Genomic DNA, 14,401 nt, shown 5'->3' on the forward strand with positions numbered 1-14,401 from the left:
CGTCCCGCAAGGCTGCGGGACGCGCTTCGGAAGCGAGACCTTACACCACATCACGACTTGTCACTTCGAAGGATTGCGTCGTGCTTATTTCGATGCGGTGGTCTTGTTTTCCATATTGACGACCTGCACGCGGCGGTTGACCTCCGCCATCGGCTGGCTCGGGTCTTTCAGCTTGCTCTTGCCGTAGCCGACGGTGACGAGGTCGGTCGCGGAGATGCTGTACTTGTCGACGAGGTAGCGCTTGATCGCATCCGCGCGGCGTTCCGACAGGTCCTGATTGTAGGCTTCGCCACCGGCGGCGTCGGTATGGCCGGCAACCACGAAGGTGGAGCCCTTCAGGTCCGGGCTGGTCAGAGCGCGACCGAGCGCCTGCACTGAGGGCATCGACTTGGTGCTGATATTGGCGGAGTTGTAGTCGAAGGTGATTTCGAGATCGATGTTCGGCTTGTCCTTGGCGACCGAGGCGATCTCCTCGCGCTCGGTCGACGACAACGAACGCGTCGAGCGGCCGCGGACCGACTGGATCAACTTGGTCTCCGCCGCGTTCGGCGCGGGATCGGCCTGCGGGGCGATCGAGAGGCCGCGGGTCAGGGGCTTCTTCGGCGCCGGCGCCAGCGCGCGGACGATGTCGTCCTCGGTGATGTTCTTGCTGTTGCCGTCGTCGCCGGCGAAAGCGGGCAAGGCCGACAGCGACAGGGCGGCGCCGAGAGTGATGACGGACAGGATCGCGGTAAGTCCCTTTGCAGCCGATTTCATAGCCAGTCCCTCCTGCGCAGCCAGCTCGCGCGGTTCGAAAATTTCTGCAATGAGCCCTCCTGAAAAGGCCGCCTGCGGCATCCGTCGGTTAGTCTTCCCTGGGTCGCCAAGGGTTCGAGGCGCCGCCTGCCTCAACTCAAAAAAATACTAGCGCACTCCGTAGCTTGCGAATTCCTGAACGATGTTCGGATCCATCGCCTTGGCATTGGCGATGTCGAGTGCTCCTTCCTGGGCGGAGCCGTTGCGCTGCTTGGCGAGGCCGCGGCCGTAGAGCGAGGAGGTCAGGCGCGGATTGATCTTCAGGGCTGCATCGAAATCGGCGATGGCATTCTTGACCGCCCCCGATTTCAAGTTGACGAGCCCCCGGCTGTCCAGCGCATCGACGAAGTTCGGCCGCAGCCGTAGCGCCTCGTTGCAATCCTTCAGCGCGCCCTGGAGGTCGCCGACCACGGTGCGGGTCCAGCAGCGGTTGTTCAGCGCCTCGACATCCTTCGAATTGATCCGGAGCGTGTCGTCGAAATCCTTGATGGCGAGGTTGTAGGCGCCCTTGCTGGCATAGACCTGGCCGCGCCGGTACAGCGCGTTCACGTCGTCCGGGTTGGCGGCAATCTTGGTGGTCAGGCTCTTGATCGTGGGATCGTCAGCCAGGGCGGCGGCGCTCGGTCCGCTGTCCGTGCTCGGCGCCGGAGTGGTCTCGATCGGTTTCACCGGCGGTGGCGGTGGCGGCAGGGCGGCCTCGATCTGGGGTTTCGGCGTGGGAGCCGGCGCAGGGGCCGGGGGTGCCGGCGGAGGCGCGGGTGCCGCAGCGGTGTCGGCCGGCTTCGGCGGCGGAGGCGGTGTTAGCGGCGCGGGCGGTGCCGGCGGCGGGTTGTTGGCGACGACCGGTGGCGGTGCCGGAGGCGCCGGCGGCGGCGTTGCCGGTGTCGGACGCGAACCGCCGGCTCCCGGGCTGAACGAGAAATCTTCGGCCAGCGAAGAAGATATCCACGGTACCTGCTCGCCGCGGGAAGCCCTCGTGACGCCCATCTTGGTGCGGTTCAGCGTCTCCTCGGCCATCAGGTCGGGGACACGGATTTCCTTCAGAAGTTCCTGGACGAACAGGCTGTGATCGCCGCCCGCGTCCGAGACCACCGAGGCCAGCGCCGCCGAATACATCACCAGCGTGCCGTTCGGCGCGATGACCGGGGTCAGGCCGGCCGAGAAGCTGCGGAACCGGCGTTCGAACGGATTGCGCCTGGAGGCGTCGATCAGCGCAATCTTGACGCCGGCGCCGCGGGTGTTGAGCTCGCCGAGCACGGTCTCGAGGCTGAAACCGTCGCGGCGCACGTCGGATTCCGTCCAGATCTGTGCGTCGACCGGCAGCATGTAGCTCTGGCGCGCCGACTGGATGCCGAAGCCGCTGAAGAACACCAGCGCCACCGATCCCGGCTTGATCTTGGCGTAGAGCTTGTCGAAGGCGCGGCGCATGCCGTCGCCGGTCAGATTCTCCCCGATCTCGACCGCAAAGCCGTCGCGCTTGAGCTCGTCGGCGACGTCACGCGCGTCATTGATCGGTTCCTTCAGCGGGGCATCCGCATCCGGATATTTGGCATTGCCGATGACCAGCGCGAAACGGTCACCGGCCGCTAGCGATGGCGCTGTCGGGACGAGCGAGATGAGCAAGGGCAGAAGAAGAAAGAAGCGAATTTTCATAATCAGCGCGGTCCAGCCAAAAAGGCGCCGTTCCCAGCTTGCGCCGCGGCGACCTTAACTTACGCTTGTTGCATTATCAAACCAGGGACGGGGGGCGTCAACCGCTTGGAAATTCGGTATTATCGCGACGATTGACCGCAACGCCCGGGTGCGCCGCAAGGGGAATAAATGGGGCGCCATGACTTGTCTCGACGCGATCCGGCTTGATCCGATCGACAATAGGCTAGGGCAACCACGGCGACGAAAATGTGATGGCTCTCACATTGAAGGCCGCCTCCGTCGCGCCGCGAGGCGTTTGACCTTTGCGGCGGACAATGGCTTGGTGCGCAGCACTATCCCGGAAGCTCCAACCAGAAAAGCAAAGCCAAGAAACCATGGGAAACGCCTACGAGATCTACGCCCTGCGCTATGCGACGATGTCGCCGCGCACCCCCAGCATGAACTTCCTGGCGCCCGATCCGCATGACGGTGCGGCGCAGGATCTCGACTATTTCGTCTGGCTGATCCGCGGCGGCGGCCGCGATATCCTGGTCGACACCGGCTTCAATGCTGAGGAGGCGAGCGTGCGGGCGCGCAAGCTGACGCTCAATCCGGTCGATGCGCTGGAGCGTTTCGGCGTCGCGGCGTCGAGCATCCGCGACATCATCGTGACGCATCTGCATTACGACCATGCCGGCAATCTCGATCGTTTCCCGAATGCGCGCTTCCATCTGCAGGAGCGCGAGATGGCCTATGCGACCGGCCGCTGCATGTGCAACGGGCTGCTGCGACATCCGTTCACGGTCGAGCACGTCACGCAGATGGTGCGCCATGTCTATGGCGAGCGCGTCACGTTCCATTCCGGCGACGGCGAGGTCGCACCCGGCGTCACCGTGCATCGCGTCGGCGGCCATTCCGACGGCTTGCAGATCGTCAAGGTCGAAACCGCGCGCGGGCCGGTGGTGCTGGCCTCCGATGCCGCGCATTACTACGCCAATCTGCAGCGCAGGAGCCCGTTCCCGATCGTCTACAATATCGGCGACATGGCGCAAGGATGGGAGACGATCGAGCGCCTCGCCGGCCATCCCGATCGCTTCATCCCCGGCCACGATCCGATCGTGACCGAGATCTACCCGCGGGCGAGCGACAAGGTCGATGCCTGGGCGCTGCATCTGCCGCCGTCGCGGTCGTTTGCGAAATAGAAGTTGTCATTCCGGGGCGGCGAAGCCGAACCCGGAATCCATTTATCGACGTAGCCGGTGGCACGATGGATTCTCAGGTGCGCAATTGCGCACCATAGTTCGCCGCTTTGTGGCGCCCCGGAATGACGGCATCGGCTAATACGCCTGCTTCGCGTCGGCCTCTTCGCTGGTCTGGATCAGATCGAGGCTCTGCTCGATCTTGCCGAGCAGGGTGGACAGCTGCTTGCGCTCCTGCGCCGAGAGACAGGCGAGGATCTCGTCTTCACGCCGCAGCAGTTGCGGGAAAAGTTCTTCGTAAAGGGAGCGGCCCTTCGTCGTCAGCTGCAGGCGGAATTCGCGGCGGTCGGCTTCGTTCTCGACCCGCTCGATCAAGCCATCGTGCAACAGCGTGGTGACCGCACGGCTGACGGTGGATTTGTGCGTGCGGGTGCACTGCGCGATGTACTGCGCGCTGCAGGCATCGTTGCGGAACCCGAGCGTGGCGATCACGCGCCAAGCCGGAATGTCGAGACCGTGCCGTTCCTGATATTCGACCGAGAGTGCGGAACTGCCCTCGGCGGCAAGCCGGTTGAGGCGGAACGGCACGAATTTGAACAGGTCGAGCCGCGCCTTTGGCCGCGCCGAAGCCTCGCCGGTCCCGCGCGCCTTCAGTGCGATGTCGCTGGATGTCCTCGCCAAGGAGCGTGCTCCGAATTCCAGTTGACGGCCGGCCGGCTCCGGTCCAAAATAGTTGCACGTGAGACTATCTAGCAGATCAGACCTGTCCTGACCAGAGCCGAGGTTCGTGTATGGCGCAGGCCACGACGCATCAGGCCAAAGCCCAGTTCGGCTATCGCCGCCATCCCGATCAGGACCGCGCCGCTCAACGCCCGGCCGAGCATCCGGTCGTGGTCGTCGGCGCCGGCCCGGTCGGGCTGTCGCTCGCGATCGATCTCGCCCAGCGCGGCCAGCGCGTCGTCCTCCTGGATGACGCCGATCGCATCGGCGAGGGCTCCCGCGCGATCTGCTTCTCGAAGCGGTCGCTGGAATATTGGGACCGGCTCGGCGTCGGCGACCGCATGGTCGAGAAGGGCGTGGTGTGGAGCGTCGGCCGCATCTTCCACGGAGAGTCCCAGCTTTACCAGTTCAACCTGCTGCCCGAAGACGGCCACAAGCGGCCGGCCTTCATCAATCTCCAGCAATATTACGCCGAGGCCTATCTGGTCGATCGCATCCAGGATCTGCCTAAGGTTGACCTGCGCTGGCGCAACAAGGTGACGGCGCTGGAGCAGCGCAACGATTCCGTGGCGCTGACGATCGAGACGCCGGACGGCCCGTACCGCCTGCATGCGCAGTACGTCATCGCCTGCGACGGCGCGCGCTCCTCGCTGCGGCAGATGGTCGGGGCGGAGTTTGCGGGGCAGGTGTTCGAGGACCAGTTCCTGATCGCCGACGTCAAAATGACCGCGGAATTCCCGACCGAGCGCTGGTTCTGGTTCGATCCGCCGTTCCATGCCGGACGCTCGGCGCTGCTGCACCGGCAGCCGGACGACGTCTGGCGCATCGACCTCCAGCTCAATCGCTACGCCGATCCAGTTCTGGAGAAGAAACCGGAGAACGTGCGGCCGCGGATCGCGCGCATGCTGGGTCACGACAAGTTCGAGTTCGAGTGGATCTCGCTCTACAAATTCCAGTGCCGGCGGATGGATCGCTTCGTCCATGGCCGCGTGCTCTTTGCGGGGGATTCGGCGCATCAGGTCTCGCCATTCGGTGCCCGCGGCGCCAATTCCGGACTCGAGGACGCCGAAAACCTGTCCTGGAAGCTCGACCGCGTGCTGCGCGGCGTCTCGCCCGCGAGCCTGCTCGAGAGCTATCATCTCGAGCGCAGCCTGGCGGCCGACGAGAACATCCGCGAATCCACCCGCTCGACCGATTTCATGGCGCCGAACTCGCATCAGGAAGCGCGGCTGCGCAAGGCGGTGCTGTCGCTCGCCAAGGAGACCGATTTCGGCAAGCGCATGGTCAATGGCGGACGACTGTCGGTGCCGTGCAGCTACGACTCCCCGTTGTCGTCGCCGGATGCGGATGTATGGGGCGGCGGACCGTCTCCCGGCTGCTCCATGCTCGATGCCCCCGCTGCGATGCGGGCGGGCGAGCAGGGCTATCTGACGGATGCATTCCGCAGCAAGGGAACGGAGTTCACCCTGCTCTCGTTCAACAATGGCAGGGCGGTCGACGTGCCCGCCGGCACCAAGACCATTCGCATCGGTGGCGAGGGCGGGCTCGCCGATCCCTCCGGCCTCGTTGCAAAGCGCTATGACGGCTCGCCCGGGGCAGCCTATCTGCTCAGGCCCGACGGCTATGTCGCCGCGCGCTTCCGCCATCCGACCCGCGAGGCGATGGCGGCGGCGCTGTCGCGGGCGCAAGGTCTGAATTGAGGTCTCGCATGCCGCTGTCCACAGGCTCCAACTTTGCGCGGCCCGACGACGCCTTTCGCGCCATCGTCGAAGCGCATCGCGGCCTCACCGACGAGCAGAGCGCCGATTTCGACGCGGCGCTGGTGCTGATCCTCGCCAACCATATCGGCGATATCGACGTGCTGCGCGAGGCGATCGCGCTCGCCAGGCGCCGCATGATCGACGGTCAGCAGCAGCAACAACAGCAGCAATAACCAAACACCCAAAGGACGAGCTGATGGCGAAGAACTTCGCATCCACCGGCGATCTCTCCGAGAAGAAGATCACTTTCTCCGAGATCGGCACCGATCTCTACGCCTTCACCGCCGAGGGCGATCCGAACACGGCCGTCATCGTCGGCGACGACGGCTGCCTCGTGTTCGACGCGCAGGCAACGCCCGCGATGGCCAACAAGGTGATCGAGCGCGTTCGTGCCGTAACCGACAAGCCGATCAAATATGTCGTGCTGTCGCACTATCACGCCGTGCGCGTGCTCGGGGCCTCCGCCTACAAGGCGCAGGGCATTGTCGCCTCGCAGGAGACCTATCGGCTGATCGAGGAGCGCGGCAAGCAGGATTGGGATTCCGAATATGGCCGCTTCCCGCGCCTGTTCCAGGATGCCCAGAGCATTCCCGGCCTGACTTGGCCGACGCTGACCTTCGAAGGCGAGATGTCGATCTTTCTCGGCAAGCGCGAGGTGCGCCTGATGCAGCTCGGGGCCGGCCACACCTCCGGTGACATCGTCGCCTGGGTACCGGATGCCGAGGTGATGTTCTCCGGCGACCTCATCGAATATCACTCGGCTTGTTATTGCGGCGATGCGCATTTGCGCGAATGGCCGACGACGTTGAACGAGATCCGCAACTTCAATCCCAAGGCGATCGCGCCTGGCCGCGGCGATGCACTGAAGGGCACAGCCACGGTGCGCGAGGCCATCGCGATGACGCGCGACTTCGTCACCTCGCTCTATGGCGCGGCCGAAATCTCGGTCGCGAGGGGCCGCACGCTGAAGGAGACGATGGCGGCGACGCGCGAGGTGATGGATCCGAAATTCCACAGCTTTGCCATCTACGAGCATTGCCTGCCGTTCAACGTGTCGCGCGCCTATGACGAAGCGTCGGGAATCGACGACCCCGTGATCTGGACCGACAAGCGCGACCAGGAAATGTGGGCGAACTTGCAAGGAGGAGGATAGTCATGAACATCAATACCTCGCCTGATCAGATCATCCGCAGCTCGGCCCAGGTCACGCCGGGCTACATGTCCGGCTTCGGCAACAGCTTTGAGACCGAGGCCCTGCCGGGCGCGTTGCCGATCGGGCGCAACTCGCCGCAGCGCTGCGCCTATGGGCTCTATGCCGAGCAGCTCTCGGGCTCGCCCTTCACCGCGCCGCGCGGCACCAACGAGCGTTCCTGGCTCTATCGCATCCGACCCTCGGTCAAGCATTCCGGCCGTTTCGAGAAAGTTGATGCCGGGCTGTGGCGCTCGGCGCCGTGCCATGAGCACGATCTGCCGATCGCGCAGCTGCGCTGGGACCCGACGCCGCTGCCTAAGGAAGAGGTCACCTTCGTCCAGGGCGTGCAGACCATGACGACGGCCGGCGATGTCAATACGCAGGCCGGCATGGCCGCGCACGTCTACCTCATCACCAAGTCAATGGTAGACCAGCACTTCTACAATGCCGACGGCGAGCTGATGTTCGTGCTGCAGCAGGGCAATCTTCGCCTCGTCACCGAGTTCGGCCGCATCGATGCCGAGCCCGGCGAGATCGTTGTGATCCCGCGCGGCGTCAAGTTCCGCGTCGAGATTCCGAACGGCCCCGCGCGCGGCTATCTGTGCGAGAACTACGGCGGCGCGTTCACGCTGCCGGAGCGCGGGCCGATCGGCGCCAATTGCCTTGCCAATGCCCGCGACTTTCTCACCCCTGTTGCGCATTACGAGGACAAGGACGCACCGACCGAGCTCTACGTGAAATGGGGCGGCTCGCTGTTCAAGACGCAGCTCGCCCATTCGCCGATCGATGTCGTTGCCTGGCACGGCAATTATGCGCCGTACAAATACGATCTGCGCACCTTCTCGCCGGTCGGTGCGATCGGATTCGATCATCCCGATCCCTCGATCTTCACGGTGCTGACCTCGCCGTCGGAGACGGCGGGCACCGCGAATATCGACTTCGTCATCTTCCCGGAGCGCTGGATGGTGGCCGACAACACCTTCCGCCCGCCCTGGTATCACATGAACATCATGAGCGAGTTCATGGGCCTGATCTACGGCGTCTACGACGCAAAGCCGCAAGGCTTCGTTCCTGGCGGCATCAGCCTGCACAATTGCATGCTGCCGCACGGCCCCGATCGCGACGCCTTCGAGCATGCCAGCAATGGCGAGCTAAAGCCGGTGAAGCTGACCGGCACCATGGCCTTCATGTTCGAGACCCGCTACCCGCAGCGCGTCCCCGCGCATGCGGCGAGCTCCTCCACGCTCCAGGATGATTATGCCGATTGCTGGAAGGGCCTGGAGAAGCGTTTCGATCCGAGAAAGCCGTAACTTTTGTTGCTCGTCATCGCCGGGCTTGACCCGGCGATCCATCCCTCCTTGAAATGATGGATGCCCGGGTCAAGCCCGGGCATGACGAATTTCCGATTGGAGAATTCGCGTGCCTCACCCCAACGACCCCAGCCTCCGCTCCTTCATCGAGGTCGACCCTTCTTCCGATTTCCCGATCCAGAACTTGCCCTATGGCGTGTTCTCGACCAATGACGGCCTCGCGCCACGCCTTGGCGTGGCGATCGGTGATTACGTGCTCGATCTCTGGGAGCTTGAGCAGGACGGCGTGATCACTGCGGGCGATCCTGGCACTTTTGCTGGCGGATTGAATGCTCTCATGCATCTGGGCCCGAAGGTTTGGTCCAAGACGCGAGCGCGCATCAGCGAACTCCTGCGACACGACAATCCAGAACTTCGGGATAACGAGGCGTTGCGCGCACGTGCTCTCGTGCCAATGCAGAATGCCAGACTGCACATGCCGTTCGCGGTCTCCGGCTACACCGATTTCTATTCGTCGAAGGAGCACGCCACCAATGTCGGTGTGATGTTCCGCGGCAAGGACAACGCGCTGCAGCCGAACTGGCTGCATATGCCGATCGCCTATAACGGCCGCGCCTCCACCGTCGTGGTCTCCGGCACCCGGGTGAAGCGCCCGCGCGGACAACTTAAGCCTGCGAATGTCGAGGTGCCGAGCTTCGGGCCTTGTAAGCGGCTCGACTTCGAGCTGGAGATGGGCGTCGTCATCGGCCAACCCTCGCCGATGGGCGGCATGCTGAGCGAGAGCCAAGCCGAGGAGATGATCTTTGGCTTCGTGCTGCTCAACGACTGGAGCGCGCGCGATATCCAGCAATGGGAATACGTGCCGCTCGGGCCGTTCCTCGCCAAGGCATTCGCAACCTCGATCAGCCCATGGGTGGTGACGCGCGAGGCGCTGGAGCCGTTCCGCCTGAAGGGCGCGGAGCAGGAGCCGGTGCCGCTGGATTATCTCAAGCAGGCCAGGCCGCAGAACTATGACGTCGAGCTCGACGTCTCCTTGCGAGCGGCCGGCGCCAACGCGCCCGCCAGCATCAGCCGCACCAATTTCAAATACATGTACTGGTCCTCGGTGCAGCAGCTGATGCACCACGCCTCCTCGGGTTGCGCCATGAATGTCGGCGATCTCCTCGGCAGCGGCACGATCTCCGGGCCGGAGAAGAACCAGCGCGGCAGCTTGCTCGAGATCAGCTGGAACGGCACCGAGCCGGTCGAGCTGCCCGGTGGTGCCAGGCGTTCGTTCCTGGAAGACGGCGACAGCCTCGTTATGCGCGGCTGGTGTCAGGGCAAGGGCTATCGCGTGGGATTTGGCGAGGTCGAGGGGACGATTTTGCCGGCGGAGTGAAGTTGCTGTCATTCCGGAGCGCGCGTAGCGCGAATCCGGAATCTCGAGGTTCCGGGTTCGATGCTGCGCATCGCCCCGGAATGACGATCCGAGCCTATCGTTTCTCCGGCGGCACGTCGCGCACGCGCGCGCAATGCGCCGCGACGTCCTCGACGCTGTATTTCAAATGCACCCGTTTGTCCGACGCCGCCTGTTTGCTGGTGCAAACGCCCGGCCGCCATTCCTGCGCTGGCCTGATCGGGCGCGGGGCAAAGCCGCCACCGCAGTTCGGGCAGACGTTGGAGAGCTTGGTCTCGACGCAGTCCGCGCAGAACGTGCATTCATAGGAGCAGATCCGCGCGTTCGTTGCATTCGGCGGCAGATCGCAATCGCAATATTCGCAGTTCGGTCGAAGCTGCAGGGCCATGGTCGAATCCCCGGATCGGTTCCGATCATCGCAGATCGCCGGGGCTGTGCGAATGGCGTAGTTCCCTCGATTTCAGCCGGGCTTGATCTCCTTGAGCGGCAGCCGCGAGCTCTCCTTCAACCTGTCCAGCACGATCGACGAGCGCACATGCGCCACGCTCTGGTGCGGCATCAACACGTCGTTGACGAGATTGGAGAGGCCCTTAAGATCGCGCAGCACGGCCTTGAGCACGTAATCGGCATCGCCCGTCAGTGAATAGGCCTCCTGAATTTCGTCGATGCGATTGACCAGCGCGCGGAACCGCTTGGAATTGTCCGGCGAGTGGGTGGCGAGCCCGACCTGGATGAAGGCGATCACGCCGAAGCCGAGCACCTCGCTGGAGAGATCGGCATGATAGCCTGATATTACCTTCTCTTCCTCCAGCCGCATCCGCCGGCGCGAGCATTGCGAGGCCGACAGGCCGGCGAGGTCGGCGAGCTCCTGGTTGGTGAGGCGGCCGTCGTCCTGGAGCGCACCCAGAATCTTGAGGTCGAAAGCGTCCACCGAGATCATGCGTCCTCCGGCAATTCCATGCACAGATCGTGCATATCTTAGCCAAAATACGTCCCGTTTGCACGCTCCTCGCGTGCCCCATGAAGGATATTTCCTTTCAGCAGGGAATTTGGGAGAGCCGCCAATGGGACCGTTTCCGCACGATGCACCGCCCGCCACGGTCAGCGCCGACAATCCGATGGGCACCGACGGGTTCGAGTTCGTCGAATATGCGCACCCCAATCCGGGTGAGCTGCACGCGCTGTTCAAGCTGATGGGCTATGCGCCCGTCGCGCGCCACAAGACCAAGAAGATCACGGTCTATCGCCAAGGCGACATCAACTATCTCGTCAACGAGGAGCCTGGCACCCACGGCACCGATTTCGTCGCAGCCCACGGGCCCTGCGCGCCGTCGATGGCCTTCCGCGTCGTCGATGCCAAGGCCGCTTATGACCGCGCGATCTCTCTCGGCGCGGAGCCGGCCGGTGTGTCACCCGCACAGAAGACGCTCGACGTGCCCGCGATCAAGGGCATCGGCGGCAGCCTGCTTTATCTCGTCGATCGCTACGGTGCCAAGGGCTCGGCCTATGACGCCGAGTTTGAATGGCTGGGCGAGCCCGATCCCAAGCCCGTTGGCGCCGGCCTCTTCTATCTCGACCATCTCACCCACAACGTCCATCGCGGCCGCATGGACGTCTGGGCGGGATTCTACGAGAAGCTGTTCAACTTCCGCCAGATCCGCTTCTTCGACATCGAGGGCCGCGCCTCCGGCCTGTTCTCGCGCGCGCTGACGAGCCCGGACGGCAAGATCCGGATTCCGATCAACGAGGACGCCGGCGATTCCGGCCAGATCGAGGAATATCTGAAGACCTATCGCGGCGAAGGCATCCAGCACATCGCCTGCGGCTGCCGCGACATCTACAGCACCATCGAAGGCCTGCGTGAGGCCGGCCTGCCGTTCATGCCGTCGCCGCCCGACACCTATTTCGAGAAGGTCGATACGCGGCTGCCCAAGCATGGTGAGGATCTCGCGCGTCTCCAGAAGAACGGCATCCTGATCGACGGTGAGGGCGTGGTCGAGGGTGGCCAGACCAAGGTGCTGCTGCAGATCTTCTCGGCGAACGCGATCGGGCCGATCTTCTTCGAGTTCATCCAGCGCAAGGGCGACGATGGATTCGGCGAAGGCAATTTCAAGGCCCTGTTCGAATCGATCGAGGAAGACCAGATCCGGCGCGGCGTGCTGAAGGTGGAGACGGCGGCCTGACCGTCATTCCGGGGCGTGCGTCAGCGCGAACCCGGAATCTCGATGTGATAATCTCCAGATTCCAGGTTCGCTCGCGACGCGAGCGCCCCGGAACGACGTCAGCCTTTCCACGCCTTCGTCACCGCGGCGATCTCCGCCGGCTCCGGCTCACGTACTGCGGACGGCGTGCGCGAGAATCGTGGCGCCGGTGCGGGCTGTTTCACGCCGTGGCGCTCGATGAACACGTTGCGTGCGAGCATGTGCGGATGTTGCGTGGCCTCGGACATGGTCAGCACCGGCGCGAAGCAGATGTCGGTGCCTTCCATGATCCTGCACCAGTCCTCGCGCGTCTTGCTCTTGAACACCGCCTTGAGCTTCTCCTTCAACGCCGGCCAGGCCTTGCGGTCCATCTGCGCGTCGAAATCGGCGTCGGTCAGGCCCGCATGCTCGCGCAGCAGCGCGTAGAACTGCGGCTCGATTGAGCCGATCGAGACGAAATGGCCGCAGGCGCATTCATAGACGCCGTAGAAATGCGCGCCGCCGTCGAGGAAGTTCTGGTTGCGCCCTTCGGTCCAGCGGCCGAGCGTGGTCATGTCGAAGAAGAACGACATCAGCGAGGCCGCGCCGTCGCACATCGCGGCGTCGACCACCTGGCCCTTGCCGGATTTTTGCGCTTCCAGCAGCGCGGCGAGCACGCCGACGACGAGATAGAGCGCGCCGCCGCCGAAATCACCGACCAGGTTGAGCGGCGGCACCGGTGCTTCCTTCGTGCCGATGGCAGCGAGCGCGCCGGTGATGGAGATGTAGTTGATGTCGTGACCGGCCGCGTTCGCGAGCGGGCCTTCCTGGCCCCAGCCGGTCATGCGGCCATAGACCAGCTTGGGATTGCGTGCGAGCACGACGTCGGGCCCGAGCCCGAGCCGCTCCATTACGCCGGGACGAAACCCCTCGACCAGCGCATCGGCGCCCGCCAGCAGGTCGAGCACCTCTGCAATCGCCGCCTTGTCCTTGAGATCGAGCTCGATCACCTTGCGGCCGCGGCCGGCCACCGACTTCATGCTCTTCTTGGCACCGATGCGGTCGAGCGTGACGACGTCGGCGCCCATGTCGGCCAGCATCATGCAGGCGAACGGGCCGGGGCCGATGCCGGCGAATTCGACGACGCGGAAGCCCGAGAGCGGGCCGGAGGTGCGGACGGAAGAATTGGGGGCTGATTTGTCGAGCACGTTGTTGTTTCCTCGGGTCGCGGGCAGGTGCCGGTGATCCGGCAAGCGCCTCACGTTGCTCTTGGGGGCGAGTTAATCGGCTGATTAACTTTTCTCGCCTTCCCGCCAGCGAGGCAAGCGGTTTCATGCCGCATGGCCAAAATAAAACGGCGCGCGCCGAAGTGCGCGCCGCGGAAAATTTGCGTCGAGGCGCTGCTAGAGCGGGATGTCAGCCCGCGGCAGCCACCGCGCGCTGTGCCATCACCTTGACGAGGTTGGCGCGGTACTCCGACGTGCCGTGAATATCGGACAGCAGTCCGCTCGCCGGAATGTTGACGCCGTCGATCGCCGAAGGCGACCAGTTCGCCTTCAGTGCAGCTTCGATGGCGCCGACCCGCATCACGCCACTCTGCGACGCTCCGGTCGCTGCGACGCGGATCTCGCCGGACTTCGTCTGCGCAACGAACACCGCGGTCAGCGCGAAGCGCGAGGCCGGATGCCGCATCTTGGCGTAGCCCGCCTTGGCCGGAACCGGGAACGACACAGCGGTGATGATCTCGCCGTCTTCGAGGGCGGTGGTGAACAGGCCCTGGAAGAAATCGTCCGCCGCGATCGACCGCTTGTTGGTCTTCACGGTGGCGCCGAGCGCGAGCAGCCCGGCCGGATAGTCCGCGGCGGGGTCGTTGTTGGCGATCGAGCCGCCGATCGTGCCGCGATAGCGCACGGCTGGATCGCCGATCAGCGAGGCCAGATAGGCGAGCGCCGGAATCGCCTTCTTCGCGGCATCGCTGGTCGCGACGTCATAATGCGGCGTGGCGGCCTTGATCGTCAGCGTGTCGCCGGAGGCCTCGACGCCGATCATGTCCTTGATCTTGGCGAGGTCGATGACGTCGGAGGGGCTGGCAAGGCGCTGCTTCATGACCGGAAGCAGCGTCTGGCCGCCGGCAAGAAACTTCGACTCGCTGCCCTTGGCGAACAGGCTGGCGGCCTCGTCGACCGAGGAGGCGCGATGATAGGTGGTCTGGTACAT

Annotated in this window: 14 protein-coding genes; 7 read left to right on the forward strand and 7 right to left on the reverse strand. The window is 64.3% G+C overall.

What is annotated here, in order from left to right:
• Positions 1-84 precede the first annotated feature (84 nt).
• Together X268_RS34265 and X268_RS34270 are read right to left on the reverse strand one after the other, a co-directional pair.
• Complete coding sequence (locus X268_RS34265; protein ID WP_164938072.1) at positions 85-756, reverse strand: OmpA family protein; 672 nt, start codon at positions 754-756, stop codon at positions 85-87.
• 147 nt (positions 757-903) lie between these two features.
• The gene (locus X268_RS34270; protein ID WP_128929042.1) at positions 904-2,448 is read right to left on the reverse strand and encodes a caspase family protein; all 1,545 of its coding nucleotides are present in this window, start codon (positions 2,446-2,448) and stop codon (positions 904-906) included.
• A 374-nt stretch (positions 2,449-2,822) separates the two neighbouring features.
• Here X268_RS34270 and X268_RS34275 point away from each other — a divergent pair, with 374 nt between their 5' ends.
• The gene (locus X268_RS34275; RefSeq protein ID WP_164938073.1) at positions 2,823-3,629 is read left to right on the forward strand and encodes an N-acyl homoserine lactonase family protein; all 807 of its coding nucleotides are present in this window, start codon (positions 2,823-2,825) and stop codon (positions 3,627-3,629) included.
• Between the two features lie 135 nt (positions 3,630-3,764).
• On the opposite strand, the gene X268_RS34280 is transcribed toward X268_RS34275, so the two are convergent.
• Positions 3,765-4,307: a MarR family winged helix-turn-helix transcriptional regulator gene (locus X268_RS34280; protein ID WP_128929044.1), complete on the reverse strand. Its 543-nt coding sequence runs from the start codon at positions 4,305-4,307 to the stop codon at positions 3,765-3,767.
• 110 nt (positions 4,308-4,417) lie between these two features.
• Here X268_RS34280 and X268_RS34285 point away from each other — a divergent pair, with 110 nt between their 5' ends.
• From X268_RS34285 to fahA, 5 genes are all read left to right on the forward strand, one after another.
• The gene (locus X268_RS34285; RefSeq protein ID WP_128929045.1) at positions 4,418-6,046 is read left to right on the forward strand and encodes an FAD-dependent oxidoreductase; all 1,629 of its coding nucleotides are present in this window, start codon (positions 4,418-4,420) and stop codon (positions 6,044-6,046) included.
• Positions 6,047-6,054: 8 nt separating this feature from the next.
• Positions 6,055-6,279 (forward strand): DUF2783 domain-containing protein, encoded by a 225-nt coding sequence (locus X268_RS34290; RefSeq protein ID WP_128929046.1) that lies wholly within the window; start codon positions 6,055-6,057, stop codon positions 6,277-6,279.
• A 23-nt stretch (positions 6,280-6,302) separates the two neighbouring features.
• Positions 6,303-7,259 carry an MBL fold metallo-hydrolase gene (locus X268_RS34295; protein ID WP_128929047.1) on the forward strand — a complete coding sequence of 319 codons (957 nt, stop codon included), beginning with the start codon at positions 6,303-6,305 and terminating at the stop codon, positions 7,257-7,259.
• A 2-nt stretch (positions 7,260-7,261) separates the two neighbouring features.
• Positions 7,262-8,608: a homogentisate 1,2-dioxygenase gene (gene hmgA / locus X268_RS34300; protein WP_164938074.1), complete on the forward strand. Its 1,347-nt coding sequence runs from the start codon at positions 7,262-7,264 to the stop codon at positions 8,606-8,608.
• A gap of 109 nt (positions 8,609-8,717) precedes the next feature.
• A complete protein-coding gene (gene fahA, locus X268_RS34305) occupies positions 8,718-9,986 on the forward strand; it encodes a fumarylacetoacetase (RefSeq protein WP_128929049.1) in 1,269 nt (422 codons plus the stop codon).
• A 94-nt stretch (positions 9,987-10,080) separates the two neighbouring features.
• Here fahA and X268_RS34310 read toward each other — a convergent pair whose 3' ends face one another.
• Together X268_RS34310 and X268_RS34315 are read right to left on the reverse strand one after the other, a co-directional pair.
• Positions 10,081-10,392, reverse strand: a complete 312-nt coding sequence (locus X268_RS34310) for a DUF1272 domain-containing protein (protein WP_128929050.1) — start codon at positions 10,390-10,392, stop codon at positions 10,081-10,083.
• A 72-nt stretch (positions 10,393-10,464) separates the two neighbouring features.
• Positions 10,465-10,944: an Lrp/AsnC family transcriptional regulator gene (locus X268_RS34315; protein WP_128929051.1), complete on the reverse strand. Its 480-nt coding sequence runs from the start codon at positions 10,942-10,944 to the stop codon at positions 10,465-10,467.
• 124 nt (positions 10,945-11,068) lie between these two features.
• On the opposite strand from X268_RS34315, the gene hppD reads away from it, so the two are divergent.
• A complete protein-coding gene (gene hppD, locus X268_RS34320) occupies positions 11,069-12,187 on the forward strand; it encodes a 4-hydroxyphenylpyruvate dioxygenase (protein WP_128929052.1) in 1,119 nt (372 codons plus the stop codon).
• A 98-nt stretch (positions 12,188-12,285) separates the two neighbouring features.
• Here the strand turns inward: hppD and X268_RS34325 are convergent, their stop codons facing one another.
• Together X268_RS34325 and X268_RS34330 are read right to left on the reverse strand one after the other, a co-directional pair.
• Positions 12,286-13,392, reverse strand: a complete 1,107-nt coding sequence (locus tag X268_RS34325; RefSeq protein ID WP_164938075.1) for a CaiB/BaiF CoA transferase family protein — start codon at positions 13,390-13,392, stop codon at positions 12,286-12,288.
• 208 nt (positions 13,393-13,600) lie between these two features.
• The gene (locus tag X268_RS34330) at positions 13,601-14,401 is read right to left on the reverse strand and encodes an FAD binding domain-containing protein (RefSeq protein ID WP_128929054.1); all 801 of its coding nucleotides are present in this window, start codon (positions 14,399-14,401) and stop codon (positions 13,601-13,603) included.

Origin of the sequence: Bradyrhizobium guangxiense (genome assembly GCF_004114915.1) — a bacterium.
Lineage (GTDB): Bacteria > Pseudomonadota > Alphaproteobacteria > Rhizobiales > Xanthobacteraceae > Bradyrhizobium > Bradyrhizobium guangxiense.